At 72.5% G+C, this 19061-nt stretch carries 14 protein-coding genes and 1 pseudogene; 10 read left to right on the top strand and 5 right to left on the bottom strand.

The window, feature by feature from the left end; genetic code table 11:
- Positions 1-220: 220 nt before the first annotated feature.
- Entirely contained in the window at positions 221-1102 is an 882-nt protein-coding gene (locus ACZ7H1_RS19750; RefSeq protein ID WP_470788198.1) for a collagenase, read from the bottom strand.
- A gap of 256 nt (positions 1103-1358) precedes the next feature.
- On the opposite strand from ACZ7H1_RS19750, the gene ACZ7H1_RS19745 reads away from it, so the two are divergent.
- The 3 genes from ACZ7H1_RS19745 to ACZ7H1_RS19735 all read left to right on the top strand — a co-directional run bounded on the left by ACZ7H1_RS19745 (position 1359) and on the right by ACZ7H1_RS19735 (position 5813).
- Complete coding sequence (locus tag ACZ7H1_RS19745) at positions 1359-2864, top strand: hypothetical protein (RefSeq protein WP_470788196.1); 1506 nt, start codon at positions 1359-1361, stop codon at positions 2862-2864.
- Between the two features lie 370 nt (positions 2865-3234).
- Entirely contained in the window at positions 3235-4485 is a 1251-nt protein-coding gene (locus tag ACZ7H1_RS19740; protein WP_470788217.1) for an AAA family ATPase, read from the top strand.
- Between the two features lie 122 nt (positions 4486-4607).
- Positions 4608-5813, top strand: coding sequence for a vWA domain-containing protein (locus ACZ7H1_RS19735; protein ID WP_470788195.1), 1206 nt, complete (start codon positions 4608-4610; stop codon positions 5811-5813).
- A gap of 64 nt (positions 5814-5877) precedes the next feature.
- Here ACZ7H1_RS19735 and ACZ7H1_RS19730 read toward each other — a convergent pair whose 3' ends face one another.
- Complete coding sequence (locus ACZ7H1_RS19730; protein ID WP_470788193.1) at positions 5878-6288, bottom strand: nuclear transport factor 2 family protein; 411 nt, start codon at positions 6286-6288, stop codon at positions 5878-5880.
- 257 nt (positions 6289-6545) lie between these two features.
- Here ACZ7H1_RS19730 and ACZ7H1_RS19725 point away from each other — a divergent pair.
- Together ACZ7H1_RS19725 and ACZ7H1_RS19720 are read left to right on the top strand one after the other, a co-directional pair.
- Positions 6546-6716, top strand: a pseudogene (locus tag ACZ7H1_RS19725) (pyridoxamine 5'-phosphate oxidase family protein); the annotation flags it as partial.
- A 62-nt stretch (positions 6717-6778) separates the two neighbouring features.
- Positions 6779-7429, top strand: a complete 651-nt coding sequence (locus ACZ7H1_RS19720) for a hypothetical protein (RefSeq protein ID WP_470788191.1) — start codon at positions 6779-6781, stop codon at positions 7427-7429.
- 304 nt (positions 7430-7733) lie between these two features.
- On the opposite strand, the gene ACZ7H1_RS19715 is transcribed toward ACZ7H1_RS19720, so the two are convergent.
- The gene (locus tag ACZ7H1_RS19715) at positions 7734-9188 is read right to left on the bottom strand and encodes an aminotransferase-like domain-containing protein (RefSeq protein ID WP_470788189.1); all 1455 of its coding nucleotides are present in this window, start codon (positions 9186-9188) and stop codon (positions 7734-7736) included.
- A gap of 64 nt (positions 9189-9252) precedes the next feature.
- On the opposite strand from ACZ7H1_RS19715, the gene ACZ7H1_RS19710 reads away from it, so the two are divergent.
- Both ACZ7H1_RS19710 and ACZ7H1_RS19705 read left to right on the top strand, forming a co-directional pair.
- Positions 9253-10512: a trans-sulfuration enzyme family protein gene (locus ACZ7H1_RS19710; RefSeq protein ID WP_470788188.1), complete on the top strand. Its 1260-nt coding sequence runs from the start codon at positions 9253-9255 to the stop codon at positions 10510-10512.
- A 295-nt stretch (positions 10513-10807) separates the two neighbouring features.
- A complete protein-coding gene (locus ACZ7H1_RS19705; protein WP_470788187.1) occupies positions 10808-12085 on the top strand; it encodes a sulfite oxidase in 1278 nt (425 codons plus the stop codon).
- A gap of 25 nt (positions 12086-12110) precedes the next feature.
- On the opposite strand, the gene ACZ7H1_RS19700 is transcribed toward ACZ7H1_RS19705, so the two are convergent.
- Entirely contained in the window at positions 12111-12401 is a 291-nt protein-coding gene (locus ACZ7H1_RS19700; RefSeq protein WP_470788185.1) for a hypothetical protein, read from the bottom strand.
- 1344 nt (positions 12402-13745) lie between these two features.
- Between ACZ7H1_RS19700 and ACZ7H1_RS19695 the strand changes: the two genes are divergently transcribed.
- Positions 13746-14573, top strand: a complete 828-nt coding sequence (locus tag ACZ7H1_RS19695; protein ID WP_470788216.1) for an ATP-grasp domain-containing protein — start codon at positions 13746-13748, stop codon at positions 14571-14573.
- Between the two features lie 537 nt (positions 14574-15110).
- A complete protein-coding gene (locus ACZ7H1_RS19690) occupies positions 15111-16967 on the top strand; it encodes an FG-GAP-like repeat-containing protein (protein WP_470788184.1) in 1857 nt (618 codons plus the stop codon).
- A gap of 165 nt (positions 16968-17132) precedes the next feature.
- Here the strand turns inward: ACZ7H1_RS19690 and ACZ7H1_RS19685 are convergent, their stop codons facing one another.
- Positions 17133-17516 (bottom strand): VOC family protein, encoded by a 384-nt coding sequence (locus ACZ7H1_RS19685; RefSeq protein ID WP_470788183.1) that lies wholly within the window; start codon positions 17514-17516, stop codon positions 17133-17135.
- 177 nt (positions 17517-17693) lie between these two features.
- Between ACZ7H1_RS19685 and ACZ7H1_RS19680 the strand changes: the two genes are divergently transcribed.
- Complete coding sequence (locus ACZ7H1_RS19680; protein ID WP_470788181.1) at positions 17694-19040, top strand: MFS transporter; 1347 nt, start codon at positions 17694-17696, stop codon at positions 19038-19040.
- The last annotated feature ends 21 nt before the right edge of the window (positions 19041-19061 follow it).

Raw genomic sequence — 19061 nt, 5'->3', positions numbered from 1 at the left:
TAGTGGTCTTCGCAGCCGGGGCCCCTCGGCCCGCCGCCGGTCCGAAGGGGATCTGCCCAGCTCAGGGCCCTAAGAGGGGGATAAATGGGGCACCCTCGAGGACTACTATGCCAGTTCGTATGTGATCTGGGCCCTATGGGGCGAGTCACCCCGGGGGCGCCCGAATCTCACCGAGTGTCACGGTTTATGCACCATGGAGAGGCGCACCCGGACGGCGCAATCACTCAGGAATCAAAGGAAATAGGCGGATCGGAGTCTGCATTCCTTGTCCGGATGGCCGGTGGCATGAAGACCGCCGTGGTGCCCGCCCTGCCCAGTTGCTGCCGCCGTAGTACAGGTCGGCGTTTCCCGTGCCGCCGCTACTGGTGACGGTCAGTTGCTTGACGCCTGCCGGCAGGTACACGAAGTGGTAGCTGTAGTTGCCGGTGGTGGCCGCGAGACCGTCCCGGCGGCAGTTCTTGTCGAACTGACGGGGGTCGCTGTCGGTGCACAGCGGGGTGGACGGGGCCTCCGGCGGGGGGCCGCAGTCGTTGGTCGCGCAGGCGGTCGTCAGCCAGGTGGCGAAGCCGGCGTCGTAGCGGGTGCCGATGGTCTGCTTGAGGAAGGTGCGGGCACCGTTCCAGTCACCGGCGCGGTACTTGCCGAGTACGGTCTCGACGTCGGCAGGGTGCGCCTGGAGCATGTGGCGGACCGTGAGGAACCCCCAGCGGTAGACCCGGTTCGAGTTGACCTCGGGGTCCCCGTCCTGGTTGTACACGGTGTCGAACAGGTCGCTGAGCCTGTACGTCTTCTTGCCGGCCTCGCCGATCGCGTCGGCGTTGCGCTCGCCCCGGTAGCCGTACGAGATGTTCTCGGCGATGCCCTCGACCCACCGGATGGTCGGCGTGGTCAGGCCGGCCTCGAAATCGCCGGCCGTGTTGTGGCGGCCGTCGAGGCAGTGGGTGTACTCGTGGTTGAGGTTCCAGATCTGGAAGTCCGGGCGCAGCCAGTGCGTCTCGTGGGCGATGAAGCGGGCCTGGTTGCCGGGGGCGGCCGGGTTGCCCTCCTCTTGTGGGGGCCTCCGGGGCGGTTGTGGCCACGTGCGAAACCGAAACGTTGTCAACTGCCGGCTCTGGATCTCCGCCGACTCCCGCATCCGGCGCACGGCTTATCGACGGGTGCATCCGGCACGGGCCCCGGCTCTTCCTCCAGCCCTGATAGGACCTCAGAGTCCCCCGTGAGTGGCGGAGTTGATGTCACGGGCACGGGACCTCGTGGTTTCGTGGCTGACAGATCATCCGGGAGGTGCCTATGATGCCGGTGATGAAGAACTTCTCCTCTTCCGGAATGGGGGAATCGTCCGCGCAAGGTGAGTGCTGATGGCACTTCACTTCGCGGAACCGATTCCCGCCCGCCTGCTGATGTGGCAGCGCGTACGCGAGTACGCCGTGCCACCGTCCATGATCGAGAACGCGACCGCGCGCCGTATGGCCGGTGACTGGGCCGGAGCCTGCGCCGTCGCCCGGATCGACGTCGATCTCGATCTGCGCGCCGTGCGCGACCGCCACGGCACCGACCTCGTCACCCGCCTCCGGGCCGATCTGCGCCGGCTGGCGCCCGATCTGCTGCGCTGGCACATGCCCCGGATCGCCCCCGACGGGCGGCTCCGGCCCGGCCTCACCCTTTCGCTGGCCCGCTACGGCGGACCGGGCCCTGCGACACCGCAGCTCGTTGTGCGGACCCCGCCGGCCTGGGCGGACGCCGGCCAGCGGATGTCCCTGGAGCTCTGGGAGGAGTCCCGGGACGGAACACCCGGGCACCATCCGCACCCGCACCCCGACCGGCGCTTCCGGCTCGACCTGCACCGCCACCTCTGGGACGGCACGCGCAGCGCCGAACTGGCGAAGAGGTGCGCCGCGGACGCACCGTACCGGCCTGCCGGCCACGGCCTCTCGTGGCCGCCGGACCACTGGGCCGCCGAGGCGGAGCTGCTCCTGCAGGCCGAGGGCCGCCCTCGCGGGTCCCTCACCGTGCGGCTCGGTGCGCGCAGCCACCTCGTGCTCGAACTCGTCGCCCCCGACGACAGTCATGTCCCGGCCCTCCGCCGGGCACGGGAGGTGCTGCCGCCGCAGGAGATCGCGGCGCTCCCGGCGCTGCCGGAGGCCGCGGCGCGGACGCTTCCGGACCTGGAGCTGCTGCGGGCCGGCCTGCTCCGCGCCGAACGGCTGCACCCACTGGTCGCGTCGGCGCTGTCGGCCTCCGGACTCGCGGGTCCTTCGGGCTCGTCGGAAGCCGCGAGGCCGGGGGCGGCAGCCGGTCCCGGCCGGGGCGCGGTTCCGGCCTCCGCTCCGGTGACGGTGTCCCGCCCCGGAACGCCCTCGTCCGGCGCGGCCCCCGGATCCACGGATCCGCACCGGATCGAGTGCCTGGGGGAGGTCCACCGGATCGCGCTGCGCAACGGGGTGCTGACCGCGGTCGACCACGACCCGGCCCAACTGGCCCGTGAGGAACTGCTCATGGCGCTCGGGGGGCCGGGGCTGCCCTGCCTGCGGGCGATCGACACGGTGCACCGCAGCCCCGATGCGCTGCCCGCGGTCCGTGAGCGGCTCGGCCACGGGGACGTGGCCGGGGCCCTGGCCGTGGTGGAAGGGCTGCTCGGTCCCGGAGCGGTCCTGCGCGAAGGGCCCCTGCGGGACGCCCTGGAGACTGCGGTGGCCGGCCGCCTCGACCACGGGCTCTTCCGCTCGGGGCTGGTACCGGTGCACCCGGCCTCGGTTGCGGTGGGGGACACCGGCCACCGGCCACGGCCGGACCGCCGTCTGCCGCGGGAGTTGCTCCGCAAGCACGGCAGCCGTGCCCGTCCCCGGACCGGCCTGCAGAGCTGAAGCCCCGCAGGGCCCGCCGTCCGGGGGCCGGTTGGCCGAACGGCCTCAGACCGGCCCGGCCTCAGACCGGCCCGGCCTCAGACCGACCCCGCTTCACACCGACCCCGCCCCCGGGCCGCCCTCGTCCCCGGGCGGCCGAACCCTGATATCGCGCGCCTGCCTGCCCCAGGCAGGCCGACTCCGGTGGCCGAGCAGCTCGCCGCCGCCCGCTCGACCCTGCTGAGCGGACGCCCGGCTCGCCGCCCCGAATCCCCACCGCGTACCGCGCGTACCGCGCCGTACGCCGCTGAACGACGACGACATCCAGGACGGGCCTCCCGTCCGCGAACCCACCCAGGTGATGCCCGTGACCTCCAGCACCATCCTCGCCATGCCCGCACCGCTCCCGGCCGACCCCACCCAGCTCGCCCTCTCCGAAGACCTCCTGGCCCTCTTGCGCACGACCACCACCGAGCCGCGCCCCGACGAGCAGCTGGAGGCGCTCACCCTGGCCGTCGCGGCGGACCTGCCCGTACTGCTCTGGGGTGAGCCCGGCATCGGCAAGACCGCCGCGCTGACCCAGCTCGCTGCCTCCCTCGGCCTGCCGCTGACGACGGTGATCGCCAGCGTCCACGAGCCGACCGACTTCTCCGGGCTGCCCATCGTGGGCGAGGACCCGGCGGCGAACGGGGTGCCCATGGCCCCGCCGCAGTGGGCCGTGGAGCTGGTGCGCGCCGGGCGGGGGCTGCTCTTCCTGGACGAGCTGTCCACCGCCACCCCGGCCGTCCAGGCCGCGCTGCTGCGGGTCGTCCTCGAGCGGAAGGTCGGCGCGCTGCAACTGCCGCCCGGTGTACGGATCGTGGCCGCCGCCAATCCGCGCGCGTCCGCTGCGGACGGCTGGGAGCTGAGCCCGCCGCTGGCGAACCGGTTCGTGCACCTGTACTGGGTGCACGACCGGGACGTGGTGGTGCGCGGTCTCGGCGGGGTCTGGCCGCGTGCGGAGCTGCCCCGGCTGGACCCCGAGGGGCTGCCGGACGCGGTGGCGTTCGCCCGTCGCGCGGTGTGCGGCTTCCTGAGCGCCCGGCCGACACTGATCCACCGGCTGCCGACTACCGAGACGCGGCGCGGTGGCGCCTGGCCCTCGCCCCGCAGCTGGGAGGCGGCGATGACCCTGCTCGCCTTCGGCACGGCGGCTTCCGTCTCCCGGGACGTGCTGGCGCTGCTGGTCCGGGGTGCGGTCGGGGACGGGCCCGGCCTCGAACTGCTGGCCCACATCGACCGGATGGAGCTGCCCGACCCGGACTTGCTGCTGGCCGATCCGGCCGCCGCCGAACTGCCGGAGCGCGGCGACCTGCGCCAGGCGGCGCTGGAAGCGGTGGTGGCCGCCGTCGGGGCGCGCCCGGAACGGGAGCGCTGGGAGGCGGGCTGGGCGGTGCTGGTCAGGGCGCTGGAGACCGGCGCACCGGATCTCCTGGTCGGACCGGCGAAGGCGCTGGCCGCGCTGCGGCGCGACGGCTGGGAGGTCCCGGAGGCGGTGGAGCGGCTCGCCGCGGTGGTCGGCCTCGCCCGGCGGGCGGAGGACTCGGTGGCCCGCACTGCCGCGGCCGCCGGAGCCAAGAGCACGACCGGTGGGCGCGCATGACCGGGGCCCTGAAGAAGCCGATGCCGCGCCCACTGCCGCGCCCGATGTCGCCGCCCCCGCCTCCGCGGCCGGTGCGGGCCGCCGTCCCCGGGCCGCCGGCCGGCCCCGTCATCCCTCTGGACATGGACAAGCTGCTGGCCGCCCGGCTGCACGCGGTCGCGGTCCGCCCGTACCTCGCCGGTGCGCTCTTCGCGCTGCACGTGGTGGAGGACCGGTCCGTGCCGACCATGGCGGTGGACGCGTACTGGCGCTGCTACGTCTCCCCGTACTTCGTGGCGAGCACACCGCTGGAGGAGCTGGCGGGCGTCTGGGTGCACGAGGTCTCCCACCTGCTCCGGGACCATCACGGGCGGAGCGAGCGGTACGCGCGTGAGCACGGGGAACGAGGTCCGGGGCAGCGGCTGCGGCAGAACGTCGCGGCCGACTTCGAGATCAACGACGACATCTACGGCGACGGCCTGGCGATGCCGGCGGGGGCGGTGCGCCCGGCGATGCTGGGCCTGCCCGACGGGCTGCTGATGGAGGAGTACCTGCGGCGGTTCTCGATGGCGGGCCGCACTCCGCGGCTGGCCTGGCTGGACTGCGGCAGCGGTGCCGACGGGCACGCGCGGCCCTGGGAGCTGGGGCCCGAGGGGGCGCACGGGCTGAGCCGGCAGCAGCGGGACGCCGTGCGCTTCCGGGTGGCCGACGCGATCACCGGCCGGCCGGGGGAGGCTCCGGAGGGGTGGCGGCGGTGGGCGGACGAGGCGTTCCACCCTCCGCAGCCGTGGCGGCAGTTGCTCGGCGCGGCGGTCCGCGCGGCCGCGGGCGCGCCGGGGGCGGGTGAGGACCACAGCTACCGGCGCCCGTCCCGCCGCTCCGCCGGAGTCCCCGGCGTCGTGCTGCCGAGCCTGCGCCGGATGCCGCCCCGGGTATGCGTCGTGATCGACACCTCCGGGTCGGTGAGCGACGCCGAGCTGGGCAGCGCGCTGCTGGAGGTGGCGGCGATCTCGCGGGCGGTGGGCGGGCGGCGCGACCTGGTCTCGGTGATCTCCTGCGACGCGGCGGCGGGGGTCGCCGTACCGCTGTGCCGTGCCGAGAACCTCGAACTGATCGGCGGCGGCGGTACGGACCTGCGGTCCGGCTTCGCCCGGGCGCTCCGGTCCCGTCCCCGCCCGGACGTGATCGTCGCCCTGACGGACGGACAGACGCCCTGGCCCTCGGCGCAGCCGCCCTGCCGCACGGTCGTCGGCCTCTTCCCCCGTCCCGCCCGAGCCGTGACCGAGGACGACCCGGACTACACCCCCGAGGCCCCGCCCGCCTGGGCGCGCGTCGTCCCCATCGGCTGAGCGAGCGGACCGGAGCGCCTGCCGTCGGCCTCGGGGGGCCGGGCGGTGACGAGTGTTCCCGGAGTCAGCCCGTGGTGGCCTCTGTGGCCGCTGCGGCTTCCCGGGCGATCCGTTCGAACTGGGCGCCCATGGCCTCGGCCAGCGCCTGGGCGGCGGTGAGGGGGCGGACCATGACGGTGAACTCGTCGATCCGTCCCTCGTCGTCGAAGTGGAGGAAGTCGCAGCCCTGGATCTGCTTGCCGGCCACGGTGGCGGTGAAGACGAGAGCGTGGTCGCGGCTGTCGGGGTTCCCGATCTCGCGGACGTACCGGAAGTCCTCGAAGACGCGCATCACCGCGCGCAGGATCGCCGCGGTGACGGGCTTCCCGGCGTACGGCTTGAAAGCCACCGGGCTTGTGAAGACGACCTCGTCGGCGAGGAGTTCCTCGATCGCGGCGACGTCCCGGTTCTCGACGGCGGTGCGGAACGGGTGCACGGGTCCCCCTGTTTTTGCAACAAGTTGAATAATGCCTTCAGAGGGTAGGCCGCCGGACCCGATCGGCCAAGCCCCCCTGCCCACGGCTTCACGGCGGGCCGCGGTCGCGGCCTGCACCGGATGGGGCCGGTCCACGTGGACGACGCGCAGCGCCGCCAGTACGACGACACCGGCGGCCGGCCCGGATTCGTCGCGCTGGAGTTGAGCTGCCTGCCGACAAGCTGACAGACCCGGGCACGCCCCGTTCCGATCGCTGCTGGAGGGCATTCCGCTGGCAGTCCGACCATGTCGAACGGTCGCGTTCCCTCGACGAACCGCCGCCGGGGCCGCTCGTCGTGATCGAGGCCGAACGGATCGTCTACACCGAGCACTGGCTGCGGCGCGAGGGCTTCGCACCGCGTCGGTTCTGGACCGGAGCGGGCAGCTAGGCGGGGTCTCCTGACCGGCTTGCGGGGCCGGCCGGCCGGCCCTGTGGGGGTGGATCTCCGGGGTGATCCACCCCCACAGGTCATGGACGCCGGCGTCGACGGCGCGTTCGGCCACCGCCGAGGCGGTGTGCGCGGGCGAGGGCGTGCGGACCGAGGAGGTCCTCGGCCTGCTCGGACGGCTGGTCGACCGTTCCCTGGTCGTCCACCGCAACGGCCGCTACCGGCTGCTGGAGTCGGTCGCGGCCTACTGCCTGGAGCGGCTCGTCGAGTCGGGCGACGAACAGCGGGTGCGCGACCGCCACCTCACCTGCTACGTCGACTTCGCCGAACATGCCGATCCCCGGCTGCGGGGCCACCAGCAGCGGCTCTGGCTGGAGCGCATGGACGCCGAGGCCGCCAATCTGCGCGCTGCCCTCACGCACGCCGTCCGGAGGGACAGCGCGGATACGGCGCTTAGGCTGGTGAACGCAACCGCCTGGTTCTGGTTCCTGCGGGGCCGCTTCGCCGAAGGCGCGCTCACTCGACCTCGCCCTGTCGACCGGGGGCGACCCCGGGCTGCGGACAGCGGCCGCGCATGGCGGGCCGGCATGTCGCTGTTGCTCCTCGAGATCCACCCCGCCGCGATGGACTTCGGCACCTGGCTGGAGCGAACCGGTGCGTCCCGGATCGCCGCGTTCCCGGACTCCGCGCGCACCGCAGGGCAGGACGCGTGATCGCCTGCCGCCACGGCCTCGGGCGCATCGGGATCTGGGCGGGGGACTTCGACCGCCTCTCCGCACCCGCGGTCCGCAACGCAGCCGCCGTGATCGAAGACCTCGGCTACGGCACCCCGTGGTTCCCCGGGACCACGGGACGGGAGGCCATGGCACAGGCCGCGATCCTCCTGTCGGCCCCCCGGCGCATGACCCTGGCCGTCGGCTTGACCGCCACCCCCGGTTCCCCCCCGCACGGCAGTGGGAACAACGACCGCGCGACGCCTCCCCGCATCGGCCGCGGTGCTGTGCGCAACGGGCTTGCTCACACAGTGATCGCGTTCAGGGCGGCGGTCCGGACCTTGGGATCGGGTGCGTACTCGGCCCAGGCCCCCGCCAGTCTGCGCACCGCTTCCGACAGCACGTCCGGCGGCAGCAGGAAGTGCAGTCGCAGCATGCGCGTGCTGCCGCCGAGGGCATCCATCGCCGAGCCGGGCAGCACGGCCACCCGGTGGCGCAGCGCGACCTGCGCGAAGGCGACCCCGTCGCCGCACGGGAGCCGTACCCACAGCGTCTGGCCGCCCCCGGCCGGCGGGCAGCTCCACGAGGGCAGCCGGCGGGCGAGCTCTGCGCGCAGCCGGTCGTGGCCTGCCCGCAGCTCCTGCACCCGGCGGCGCAGCAGCGGCCCGTAGCCGTCCAGCAGCCGGACTGCGACCAGCTGCGCCGGAACGTCGCTGCCCAGATCATGGATGGCCTTCAGCCGGGCCAGCCGGGCCACCAGCGGGGCCGGCCCCCGGACCCAGCCGATCCGCAGGCCGGCCCAGACCGCCTTGCTGAGCGAGCCGACGCTGATCACCTCGGAGCCGTACGAGGACAGCGGCGGCTGTTCCGGGACGTCGCCGAAGCCGAGATCGGTGAGCACCTCGTCGTCGACCAGCGTCACCCTGAACGCCTCCGCCGCCTCCACCAGGCGCCGCGCAGGCATCGGGGGCAGGACGGCGCCCGTCGGATTGTGGAAGCGCGGGTTCACGTAGGCGAGGGCGGGGCGGTGACGTTTCATCACCCGGACCGCCTCCGCGACGTCGAGACCTTCCGGCCCCACCCGAACCGGATACGGCACCGCCGCCGCCTCCCGGAACAGGTCGAGCGCACCGGGGTAGGTCGGCGCCTCCACGAGTACCCCGTCACCGGGCGCGAGCAGCAGCCGGGTGAGCAGGGCGATGGCCTGCTGGGCGCCGTTGGTGATCAGGACCTGCGCCGCGGAGGTCGGCACGCCCCGCCGCTCGTAGCGCCGCGCGACCGCCTCGCGCAGGGCGGGCAGGCCGGCCGGGTGGTAGCCCATGTCGTCGCCCGGGAGTACGAGCCGCCCGTACGCCTCGGAGAGTTCGGGCGGTGGGCCGACGGGCGCGGCGCAGCTCAGGAGGATCACACCGTCCTGGCCGGACGGCTCGAGGAGGTGCAGGAACATCGGGTTGGAGGTCTCCGTCACCCGCGTTTCCGCCGGCGCGAGGACCGCCGGTGCCACGCGCGTACCACTGCCCTGACGGCGTACCAGACGCCCTTCCTGGCGCAGCGTCTCGTACGCCGACACCACCGTCGTGCGCCCCACCGCGAGCGCGGCGGCCAGCCGCCGGTCCGGCGGCAGCGGGGTGCCCGGCGGTAGCAGGCCCTCGTCGGCCAACTGCCGTATCCGGGCGGCAAGGAGGAGGTACAGCGGCCCCCGGCCGGCCGACCAGCGGCCGAGCCGTGCGACGAGGTCGTCCAGCGTGATTGGCTCCATCGGCAGACCAATCTGCCGGGATTGGCCCTGTGTCCGCAAGCCCCCCGTCCGCAGACTGGACGTCATGAGCGCCGACATGCACGCTTCCGTTGCCCCGCACCCTTCCCCCGATGCGCGGCCCTGCGCCGACCCGCGACCCCCGGCCGCGGCTCATCGCCCCGAGACCCTCGCCGTCCACTCCCCGCAGCCGGAGATCCGGGGCAGCAGGCCGCTCGGCACCCCGCTCCACCAAGGGCACGTCTTCGCGTTCGAGACCGCCGAAGCCATGGCGGAGGCCTTCCACTCGACCGACACCTTCGTCTACAGCCGTATGGGCAACCCCACCGTCCGCGCCCTGGAGACCGCCGTCGCCCGCCTGGAGGGCGGTGCGGCTGCGCTCTCCTACGCCTCCGGGATGGGCGCCATCAACGGCGTCCTGCTCGGACTGCTCGCCAGCGGCGGCCACATGGTCGCCCAGCGCTGCCTGTACGGCGGCACGTACGCCCTGCTCGCCGACCTCACCGCCCGCTGGGGCGTCGAAGTCACCTACGTTTCCGGCACCGACCCCGACGAGGTGCGGGCCGCGCTGCGCCCCGAGACCCGGCTCCTCTACCTGGAGACCATCGCCAACCCGACCACCCGGGTCTCCGACCTGCCCGCCCTGATCGACGCTGCCCGCGAGGCGGGTGTCCCGACCGCCGTCGACAACACCTTCGCCTCGCCGCTGCTGTGCCGGCCGATCGAGTACGGCGCCGACATCGTCGTGCACTCGGCGACCAAGTACCTCGCCGGCCACGCCGACGTCCTCGGCGGCATCGCCGTCTTCAAGGACGAGGAGTTGTACCGCCGCATCCGCCATTACGCCGTCGAGCAGGGCGCCACCACCGACCCGTTTGCCGCCTGGCTGACCCTGCGCGGCCTGCAGACGCTGCCGCTGCGCATCGAGCGGCAGTGTGCCAACGCCGCAGAGCTCGCCGCGCGGCTCGCCGCCCACCCGGCGGTCGCCGCCGTCCGCCACCCCGCCCTTGCGTCGCACCCCGACCACGAGGTGGCGGCGCGGTTGCTGCCCCGGGGCGGCGGCGGGGTCGTCTCCTTCGACCTCGCGGGCGGCCGCGAGGCCGGCCGGATCTTCGTCGAGGCGGTCCGGGTGGCCTCGCTCAGCGCCTCGCTCGGCGACGTGAAGACCCTCGTCATGCACCCGGCATCCACCTCCCACCGCCAGCTCGACGCCGAGGCTCTCGCAGCGGCGGGCATCGGCCCGGGGACGGTCCGCGTCTCGGTCGGAATCGAGCACGTCGAGGACCTGTGGCAGGACCTGGAGCAGGCCTTGGACAAGGCCCTGTAGGGCCGGTGGTCCCGGGGCCTGTCTCGCGTGTCAGGTCCGCAGGAGTCCGACGGTGTCTTGTCGATCACGCCCGGCGGCGCGAGCCCGGCGTGGGCGACGAGGCACCCCCGAGGAAGTGGGATCGTGGATCCACCTGGTTTCGGGCCGGAACGGACATCGCCGAGATTCCACGAACAGTGCAATTCAGCCTTTGTGGGAGTGTTTCAGGTTTGTGACCAGCACCACGGGAAGGTTTCCACGGCTTGCCCCGTGCCGCCACGGTCCTCCGGGAATCACGACCAAGGAGTGTCCTGCCATGACCCTCGATCTGTCGGACGAGATCCAGTACGACCGCACGCGTCTGTTGCAGTGGGCGCACGGTCGTGCCCGCTCCGCCGGCGTGGACCGTCGCGACCTGCTCAAGCTGTTCACGGCAGGGATCGCGGCCGGATCGCTGGGGGTATCCGCCGGCGGAACGGCCTCGGCCGTCGCGGCGCCGGCACCGGAGGCCGCGATGCCCGGCATCGTCAAGCCGCTGCCGCCCGAGCTGTTCACCCTCCGCGGCACCAACGCAGAGACGAACTTTGCTGCGTTGCGAGGCACAGGACCACTCACCCCGATCGACCGCTTCTTCGTGCGCAACCACACCTCCACCCCTCGGGTCGATGCCCGCGCGTGGCGGCTGACGGTGTGGGGCGACGGGCTCGCCGGTGGTCCGGTCGAGTTCTCCTTCAAGCGGCTGCGGGGCTTACGGGCAGTCGAGCGGACGCTGTTCATCGAGTGCGCGGGCAACGGCCGGAACTTCTACGCCACGCAGCAGGGCCAGCCGGTCACCGGGACTCCCTGGACCCTGGGTGCGATCGGCGTCGCGCGCTGGCGAGGCGCACGCCTGTCGGACGTGTTGCGCCTGGCAGGCGTGACCTCCGGAGCCGTAGACGTCATGCCGCGCGGGCTTGATGACGAGGTGATCGCGAACGGGATCAACCTGGGCCGGGTGCGGCGCCCGCTGCCGGTCGCGAAGGCGCTGGACGACGTACTGCTCGCCTACGAGATGAACGGGCAGCCGCTGCCGCCCGACCACGGCGGCCCGGTCCGCCTCGTCGTACCGGAGTGGGTCGGCATTTCGTCCGTCAAATGGGTCGGGGACATCGAAGTGAGCGCCGAGCCGCTGTATTCGCCGTGGAACACCGACACGTACCGGCTGTTCGGGCCTGAGTATCCGGCGGGCGGCAGCATGCCCCTGACCCGGCCCCCGCTCAAGAGCGCCTTCGAGCTGGAGCTGGGAGCCGTCGTTCCCGTACACAGGACTCGGCTGCTGACCGGCCGTTCCTGGTCTGCCGCAGCTCCCGTCACCCGGATCGAGGTCAGTACCGACGGCGGCAACGACTGGCTGCCGGCCAGGCTGCACGACACCCCGCGCAGGGGCGGGTGGGTGCGCTGGTCGCTACCGTGGACCCCTCGGGCAACAGGTGATACGTCCTTGCTCGCCCGGGCGACCGACGCGACCGGACGGACGCAGCCCGAGACGGCGGTCTACAACACGCAGGGCTACTTCTTCGACGCAGTGGTGCGCCATCCGGTCACAGTGGTCTGACGTGCGGCACCGACGCAGAGCAGGACTACTGCTCCTCCTGCGCCGGGCGCCGCCCACTTGCCGGTGCCGGTGCCGGTGCCGGTGCCGGTGCCGGTGTCCGGGTCGGCGGCGGCCGTTCCCTCTTTTCGGTCGCGAAGCGCAGCTCGCCGCCGTGGCGGTCGTGGGCGGTTTCCCCGTCCGCCCGGGTCAGGGCGAGCTCGTGTCCGTGGCCGCGGGCGAACCGGGTGCGGTAGTCGGAGGCGTGAGGGGGGAGGCCGAGGTCTTCGACGGTCCGCACGTTCCCGGATCGGCCGACGTCCTGGAAGCTCCGGGACACGCGGCCGAGCGGGCAGACCTCGCAGACGTACCTTCCGTCGACCTGCCGCGCGTCGTTGCGCGGCTCGAAGGGCTCGGAGATCGTGTAGGTCCCGCCGGCCTCGATCGGTGTCGGGAACTCGCGGTACGCCTGGACGCGGTCGGGGGAGTAGAAGCAGTTGGTGAAGGTATCGGCAGGGTGACCCTGCTGCCGAGGGGGGCCAGGCGCAGAGAGGGGACCACGCCCTCGGGCGAGGCGTCGTCGCCGGTGTTGGCGAAGTCCGGGCTGAAGGCCGGGGGTTTGCCGACGAACGGCGGGAGGGGCTTCTGCTGAGGCCGGTCCTGCACGCGCAGGTCTGGTATGCCGGTGCGCACAGTGGTCTCCGCGGTGAACCCGCCCGCATCCCGGCTGCCGACCCGCATCGTGAAGGGCGCGCTGAACCCCGCCCCGACTCCTTCGGCCGTGGTGAGGCGGAACAACGGCAGCCGACGGGGTGGGCCCGCTGCCAAGGACCGGAAGCCGCAGCGGAGGATCCAGCTGCGGAGTGTGCAGTTGGACTCCCGGTGCACCACGACCTTGTCGCGCAGAGACGTGAAGTCGAAGTCCGCGGTCACGTGACGGGCCACGGCCCCGCGCGGACCCTCCACCTTGAGCACCGTCACGTAGAACGGCTGGTCCCGCTTGGTGCTGCCCGTGAAGTACACCGGCTCGTGGTGGGGCGACGTGAGCCGCAGCTCCTGCCGCATTTCGCCACTCCCGCCGCGCGGTGGCCGGCTCGCCCCGTGCTCGTCGGCGGTCAGCCGCAACATACCGGTCAGCCCGAGCAGGCAGCCCAGTGCCAGAACCCCCACCACCATCCTCCGCGTTCGCCCGCGCACCCTGCTCCCCGTCCCTGCCGCCCGGCGTTTACGAGAGTTCGACCACCGGAGTGTGCGCGGGGTTGCCCGGCGTGACCGTCTTGTGACCCCACCGGCGCCATGCGTTGGTGAGAGGAGGGAACCCGGTATCCGGAGAGAGCTTCGGGGACCGGCTGGCAGAAGGCGGTATGGCACCGACGTGCCGACGCCCCTGATCGTGTTCGCTCGCGGGGGCTGTGCGGGCCCGCGCAGACGGCGTGACGCCGGGTTCGGTGAGGCGCTCGCGCTGCACGTCGTTGGCCGTCTCCCTGCTCCCGAGCCCGGGGCGGTTGCGAAGTCACCCGCTCTGCTTCGGCGCAGTTGGGGGCGGGGCCTGGCCGGTGGCGATCTGCTTTCCGGTGCGCGACCCGCGGAGGGATGGCTGAGCCGAAGCGCGTCGGCTGGGCGGCACAGAGGTGCGGGCCGGAATGCCGTGGACTGTCAGGCCGGATCGGTGGCATCGTCAGCGATCGTGACGAAGCATGGTTTCCTGGCGTTGGCGCCGCAGTACACCACGACATCCGAGCTGCTCTCGACGTCGGCCCATCGGCGGGGTATGGACGTAGAGGTACTTCCCGCCCATGGCGGTGCCGGCACCGCCATGGGAAGGCGTGGTGCCCACTACTACGGCGGCCCCGTTTTCGCGGCACGTGTCGTGGATGCCCTTGAGGTCGCGCTCTTGGAGCCGTCTGACGACTGGCTGACCACACTGCCCTACGAGTACACCGGACGGCACATCGCCATGGCGACGCTGGGCGAGGCGCGCTCTCTGTACCGACCGGCGTTCGTCAAGCCGCCGAGTGACAAGAGCTTCCCGGCCGCTGTCTACGCCGGCGGGGGTTGCCTCCCGACAGGGCCGGAGCTGCCACTGGACCTGCCGGTACAGATCAGCGACGTGGTGACCTGGGCAGCGGAGTTTCGCCTGTACCTCCTGGACGGCGAGGTCCGCACGGGTTCGCAGTACGCCACCTTCGGCCGACTCGACGCCGAGCGGCTGGACGGGCACCGACATGAAGGCGCTGTCCTGGAGTTCGCGGATGATCTCCTGGCCACCTTCAGCGGCGGCCTGCCCAGCGCGGTGGTGGTGGACATCGGGCTCCTGGCCACACCCGAGCACGGCACCGCCGACCGGTGGGCGGTGGTCGAGGCGAACATGGCGTGGTTCAGCAACAGCTATGCAGCCGATCCTGACCGGGTCCTGGACGTCGTCCTGCGCTCGGCCGGTCCGCGGACACAGATGGCGGAGCGAGACCGCCGGTTCTGCCAGACCATCGATGACGCTCCCCTCGCCGGCTGAAACCCCCGCGTGATCAGTTACACCGACCGTGCCGACCCGACGATTGGTGCCCAGCGCAGTGCCGATCCGGTGACAACCACAGCGCTCCACCTTCGCAGATCCCGCAGGTCAGCACCGATCTTGGTGACAGCTGTCGCGCTTCGGCATACCGGTTCAGAGAAACACCGCCGCCACAGCGGACTGACGGACCTCGACCAGCTCGTTGACCGCGCGGATGTGCGGTGCGTACCGCCCCCCTTCCTGCCCGGCCCGAAACGCCTCGTCCCGCATCCGCCGCGCCATGGCCCCCCACGCAGTCCGGGACCGTTGCCGGGACTCTAGACGGGCATGTCCGACACCCGGGAGCATTTTGCGGTGGTACGGCCTCCGGCGTCATCCGGATCCTGTGACCTCGCCGACGGTCGTGGACGCACCGGACGTAGCATGTCGGCCGTCACTGGTGGGGCCGCTCGCCGGCCCGCCGTGTGCCCGGATCGCATGCGCCGAGGCCCGGCCCGGCCCCACCCGCACGGAGCGAGGCAAGGGGGCCGGGAGGCAATGGAATTGGGAAGACGAGGGTGGGCGGCCGGCGGAGTGCTGGCCGCGGGGGCGGTGGCGGCTTCGCTGCTGTCGGCACCGCAGACGGTCGCGGTCGAGGGGCCGGTGGCGCCCAGGACCGAGCTGCGGGTGATCTCCTGGAACATCTGCGGCGAGGCGGGCGGGTCGCGCGGGGACGAGGGCTTCTGTGCCCGCCGCAACGACGTACCCGAGAAGGCGGCCGCCATCGCCTCGCTGGCCCGCCAGCACTCCGCGGACGTCCTGCTGCTGCAGGAGGCCTGCGGCTACGGGGACGGTCTGCCGGCCTCGGGGAACAAGGACCTGAGCCACCTCGCCGCCCTTGAGAAGGAACTCGGCACGGGCTGGCAGTTCGCTTTCGCCCGGGGGAACCGCCCGAAAACGGATGCTGCGGGCAACATCATCAGGTACGAGACCCACTGCCGCGACTCGCTGGCCGGCGGGGACCTCGGCGGCGACCTCGGCGTGATCATCGGGGTCAAGGGCACCCTCAAGGACGTGCACCGCTTCGACACCCTCGATGACGACGACGCGTCCATTCCCGGCGGGTACGCCGCGCGGAACCTGCCCGCGGTCTGTGGGCGCCTCGAGGGCTGGCCCGACAAGCTCTGCAGCACGCACCTGCTGCCCGGCGACGTGGGCGACGCCCGGAAGAAGCAGTCCGAGATGATCAAGAACGAGCTCTCCGGCGACCTCGCCTCCGGGGTGGTCGTCGGCGGCGACCTCAACGCCGTCGAGACCCACGACACCTTGAAGCCGCTCTTCGACGCAGGGCTGTACCGGTCCGACAGCACCGAGCACACCCGCCAGGGATGGGCCCCGGGAGTGGCCGCCACGGCGCCGATCACCAGCCGGATCGACCACATCTTCACCTCGAAGAAGAATCGATTCGTCAATATTCGGGTCGCCCACGACCTGATGGACCGCACGAAGAACGTCCCGAACACCCTGCCCGACGGCTGGTCCGACCACGCCCCGGTCATCGCCCGCCTCGCCCCGGCCTACGGCGACCTCACCGGCGACACCCGCCCCGACCTCCTCGCCGTGGAGAAGGCCGGCGGCCTGCGCGTGTACCCGGGCGACGGCACGGGTGACCACACCAGCCCGAACACCGCCTTCGGCACGGGCACCAACTGGACCGGAGCCTCGGTCACCCACCGCGGCGATTGGACCGGCGACGGCCGCGAGGACGTCGTCGCCCGCATCGGTACCGAACTGCGCCTCTACCCCAACGTGGGCGGAACGGCGCTCGGCACCCCCGCGAAACTGACGGAGACCGCCCTGGAGACGGACGCCAGGATCACCGGGGTCGGCGACATCACCGGCGACGGCTACCCCGACCTGGTGGCCCAGCGCGGCGACGCCCTGTACCGCTACGACGGCGTGCCCGGCGCCGTGCCGTCCGTGAAGGAACCGGTGACGATCGGCAGCCAGAGCTGGGCCGCCATGGACCTGACGGCCGCCGGCGACGCGGACCAGGACGGCTTCCCTGACCTCCTCGCCCGCAACCGCGACACCAACCACCTGTACCTCTACCGCGGCGGAGACGGCCGTAAGGACTCCAACGGCACGGTCATCCGTCCGATCGGCACCTTCGACGACCGCACCCAGTACGGCAGCGGCTATGGCACCGCCAACCGGCCCCTGCTGGCCGGCGCCCACGACGCAAACGGCGACGGCGTCGCCGACATGTGGACGACTGCCGTGGACTCCGCGGGCGTCTACAACCTGCTCTTCTACGCGGGCGGTGCGGGCGGGACCGGCGGTGCCAACCCGGTCGACGGCCCGTCACGGGTGGTAGGCGCGGGCGGCTGGTCCATCTTCAGCTCCCTGAGCTGACCGCCGGCCGCACCGTCCGTCCCCTGCCGCGGAACCACGTGCCCCGGCCTGCGCCTCTTGCGCGCGGACCGGGGCACGCGCGCGTCCGGCGGCCTGGCCGGGCCGCCGGACGGACGGACGGAAACACCGGTACCGGCAACCGAGTGCCCTGCCGACCCCCGCGGGTCAGGGCCGGAAGCGCAGCGGGTGATCCTCCGGGACCTCCACGACGGCGATGCGCACGCCGTCCGGGTCGGCGATCCACATCTCGTCCAGGCCCCAGGGCTCGCGCACCGGAGGCCGCACCACATCCGCTCCCCGGCCGGACAGCTCCTCGTACGCCGCCTGCACGTCCGCCACCTGGAGCCAGATCCGCACGCCCGCGGGGCGCTCCTGGGCGCGCCCCGAGAGCTCCAGGAACCCGCCGCCGAGGAAGTACACCGTGCCCCGCTCGGGGCCGGTGCCGAACTCCCGGTAGACGGCGAGACCGAGAATCTCGCCGTAGAAGGCGCGGGAGCGCTCGGGATCGGTGGGTCGCAACAGGATCCTGCTGCCCAGTACGTGCACCATTGCCTCATCCTCGTCGCCGGTCGGCTGTTCTTGCGTCATCGGCGGGAGCCGACGGGGAACGTCAGACCGGGACCGGGACGCGGGGACCTGCGGCCATGGTGTACCGGCGGCAGCCCGCGCGGTAGTGGGCGTGCGACGGCCGGCCTCGGCCCGGCCCACGATCCGCGGGAAATTCAGGTGACCGGCGAGGACGGTCCTCCTTACCATCGGGCGCTGCGCAACCTGCCCCTCTGCCCGAACGGCCGCTGCATGAAATCCTTGATCCCCGGCGTGCTGCGTGACGAACCGCAGTTCGCCCGCCTGTTCATCGGGCAGGCCCTGTCGGTACTGGGCGACCGGGTGTCATTGGTGGCCGTGCCCTTTGCCGTGCTGTCGGTGGGCGGGTCCGCCTCCGACGTCGGCTTGGTTGCAGCCGCAGGGCTGGTTCCGATGCTGCTCTTCACCCTGGTCGGCGGGGTGTGGGCCGACCGCTTCCGCCGGCATCGCATCATGCTGATCTCCGACGTGGTGCGGTTCGCAGTGCAAGGGCTCACCGCTGTACTGCTGTTGACCGGTTTCGCTGGGGTTCCCCATCTGGTCCTGCTGATGATCCTGTTCGGCACGGCCGATGCGTTCTTCATGCCCGCCGCCACTGGGCTGATGCCGCTCGTGGTAGGACCTGACCGGCTGCGGGAGGCGAATGCCCTGCGCGGATTCGTCCAGTCGTCCAGCCTGGTGCTCGGCCCGGCCCTGGCTGGTGGGCTGGTCGCGCTGACCGGCCCTGGCGGCGCCCTGGCCCTGGACGCCCTGACCTTCGCAGCCAGTGCCGCGTTCCTGGCCCGGCTGAGACCTCGGCAGACGGCATTCGAGACAGCGCAGGCGACCAGAGGGGGAACCTTCTTCGCGGAACTGCGGGCCGGCTGGTATCAGGTGCGCAGCCGGACGTGGGTGTGGTCCGGCATGGCCGCCATGGCGGTCTACCACGTCGTCGTGCTGCCGGCGGTCTACGTGCTGGGGCCCGTCCTCGCCGACCGTGAGTGGGGCGGTGCAGCCGGCTGGTCGGTCGTGGTCGCGGCCTTCGGGATGGGCGCCATCGTCGGAGATGTATGCGCCTACCGGCTCAAGGCCGCGCGCCCCATGGCCCTGGCCGCTGCGGCCTTGGCCGTGGCCTCCTGCCAAGCGGTCATCATCGGATCCGGAGGCTCACTCGCCGTGATCGCGATCCTTGAAGCAGTCACAGGCGTTGCCGTCTCCCTCTTCTTCGTTCTGTGGGAAACGGCGCTGCAGACGCACGTGCCCGAGAACGCCCTGTCCCGTGTGAGCTCCTACGACCACCTGCTGTCGACAGGACTCATGCCGCTCGGCCTGGCGCTCGCCGGTCCGGTGTCCGCATCCCTCGGCGTGAGGCCCACCCTGTACGCGATGACGATCCTTGCCGTCCCCGCAGCCCTGGCGCTGCTCTGTGTCCCGGCCGTACGACGTCTCCCGGCGAAGGCCTCTGGCACTGCCGGCGTCAACGCTGCCCCGGAGGCCGGCCTGCCGTGAAGCATCCGGTCCGCAGTCGAG

It is taken from the genome of Streptomyces sp. NPDC037401 (assembly GCF_055602345.1).
The sequence above is the reverse complement of the archived record's forward strand: the minus strand, read 5'-3'. Positions and strand labels throughout refer to the sequence as shown.

Bases quoted from the DNA above. Each gene is read 5' to 3' on its own strand.
- ACZ7H1_RS19690 (WP_470788184.1), top strand. From the start codon at position 15,111: ATGGAATTGGGAAGACGAGGGTGGGCGGCCGGCGGAGTGCTGGCCGCG.
- ACZ7H1_RS19740 (WP_470788217.1), top strand. From the start codon at position 3,235: ATGCCCGCACCGCTCCCGGCCGACCCCACCCAGCTCGCCCTCTCCGAA.
- ACZ7H1_RS19685 (WP_470788183.1), bottom strand. From the start codon at position 17,516: ATGGTGCACGTACTGGGCAGCAGGATCCTGTTGCGACCCACCGATCCC.
- ACZ7H1_RS19710 (WP_470788188.1), top strand. From the start codon at position 9,253: ATGAGCGCCGACATGCACGCTTCCGTTGCCCCGCACCCTTCCCCCGAT.
- ACZ7H1_RS19735 (WP_470788195.1), top strand. From the start codon at position 4,608: ATGGACAAGCTGCTGGCCGCCCGGCTGCACGCGGTCGCGGTCCGCCCG.
- ACZ7H1_RS19715 (WP_470788189.1), bottom strand. From the start codon at position 9,188: ATGGAGCCAATCACGCTGGACGACCTCGTCGCACGGCTCGGCCGCTGG.
- ACZ7H1_RS19745 (WP_470788196.1), top strand. From the start codon at position 1,359: ATGGCACTTCACTTCGCGGAACCGATTCCCGCCCGCCTGCTGATGTGG.
- ACZ7H1_RS19705 (WP_470788187.1), top strand. From the start codon at position 10,808: ATGACCCTCGATCTGTCGGACGAGATCCAGTACGACCGCACGCGTCTG.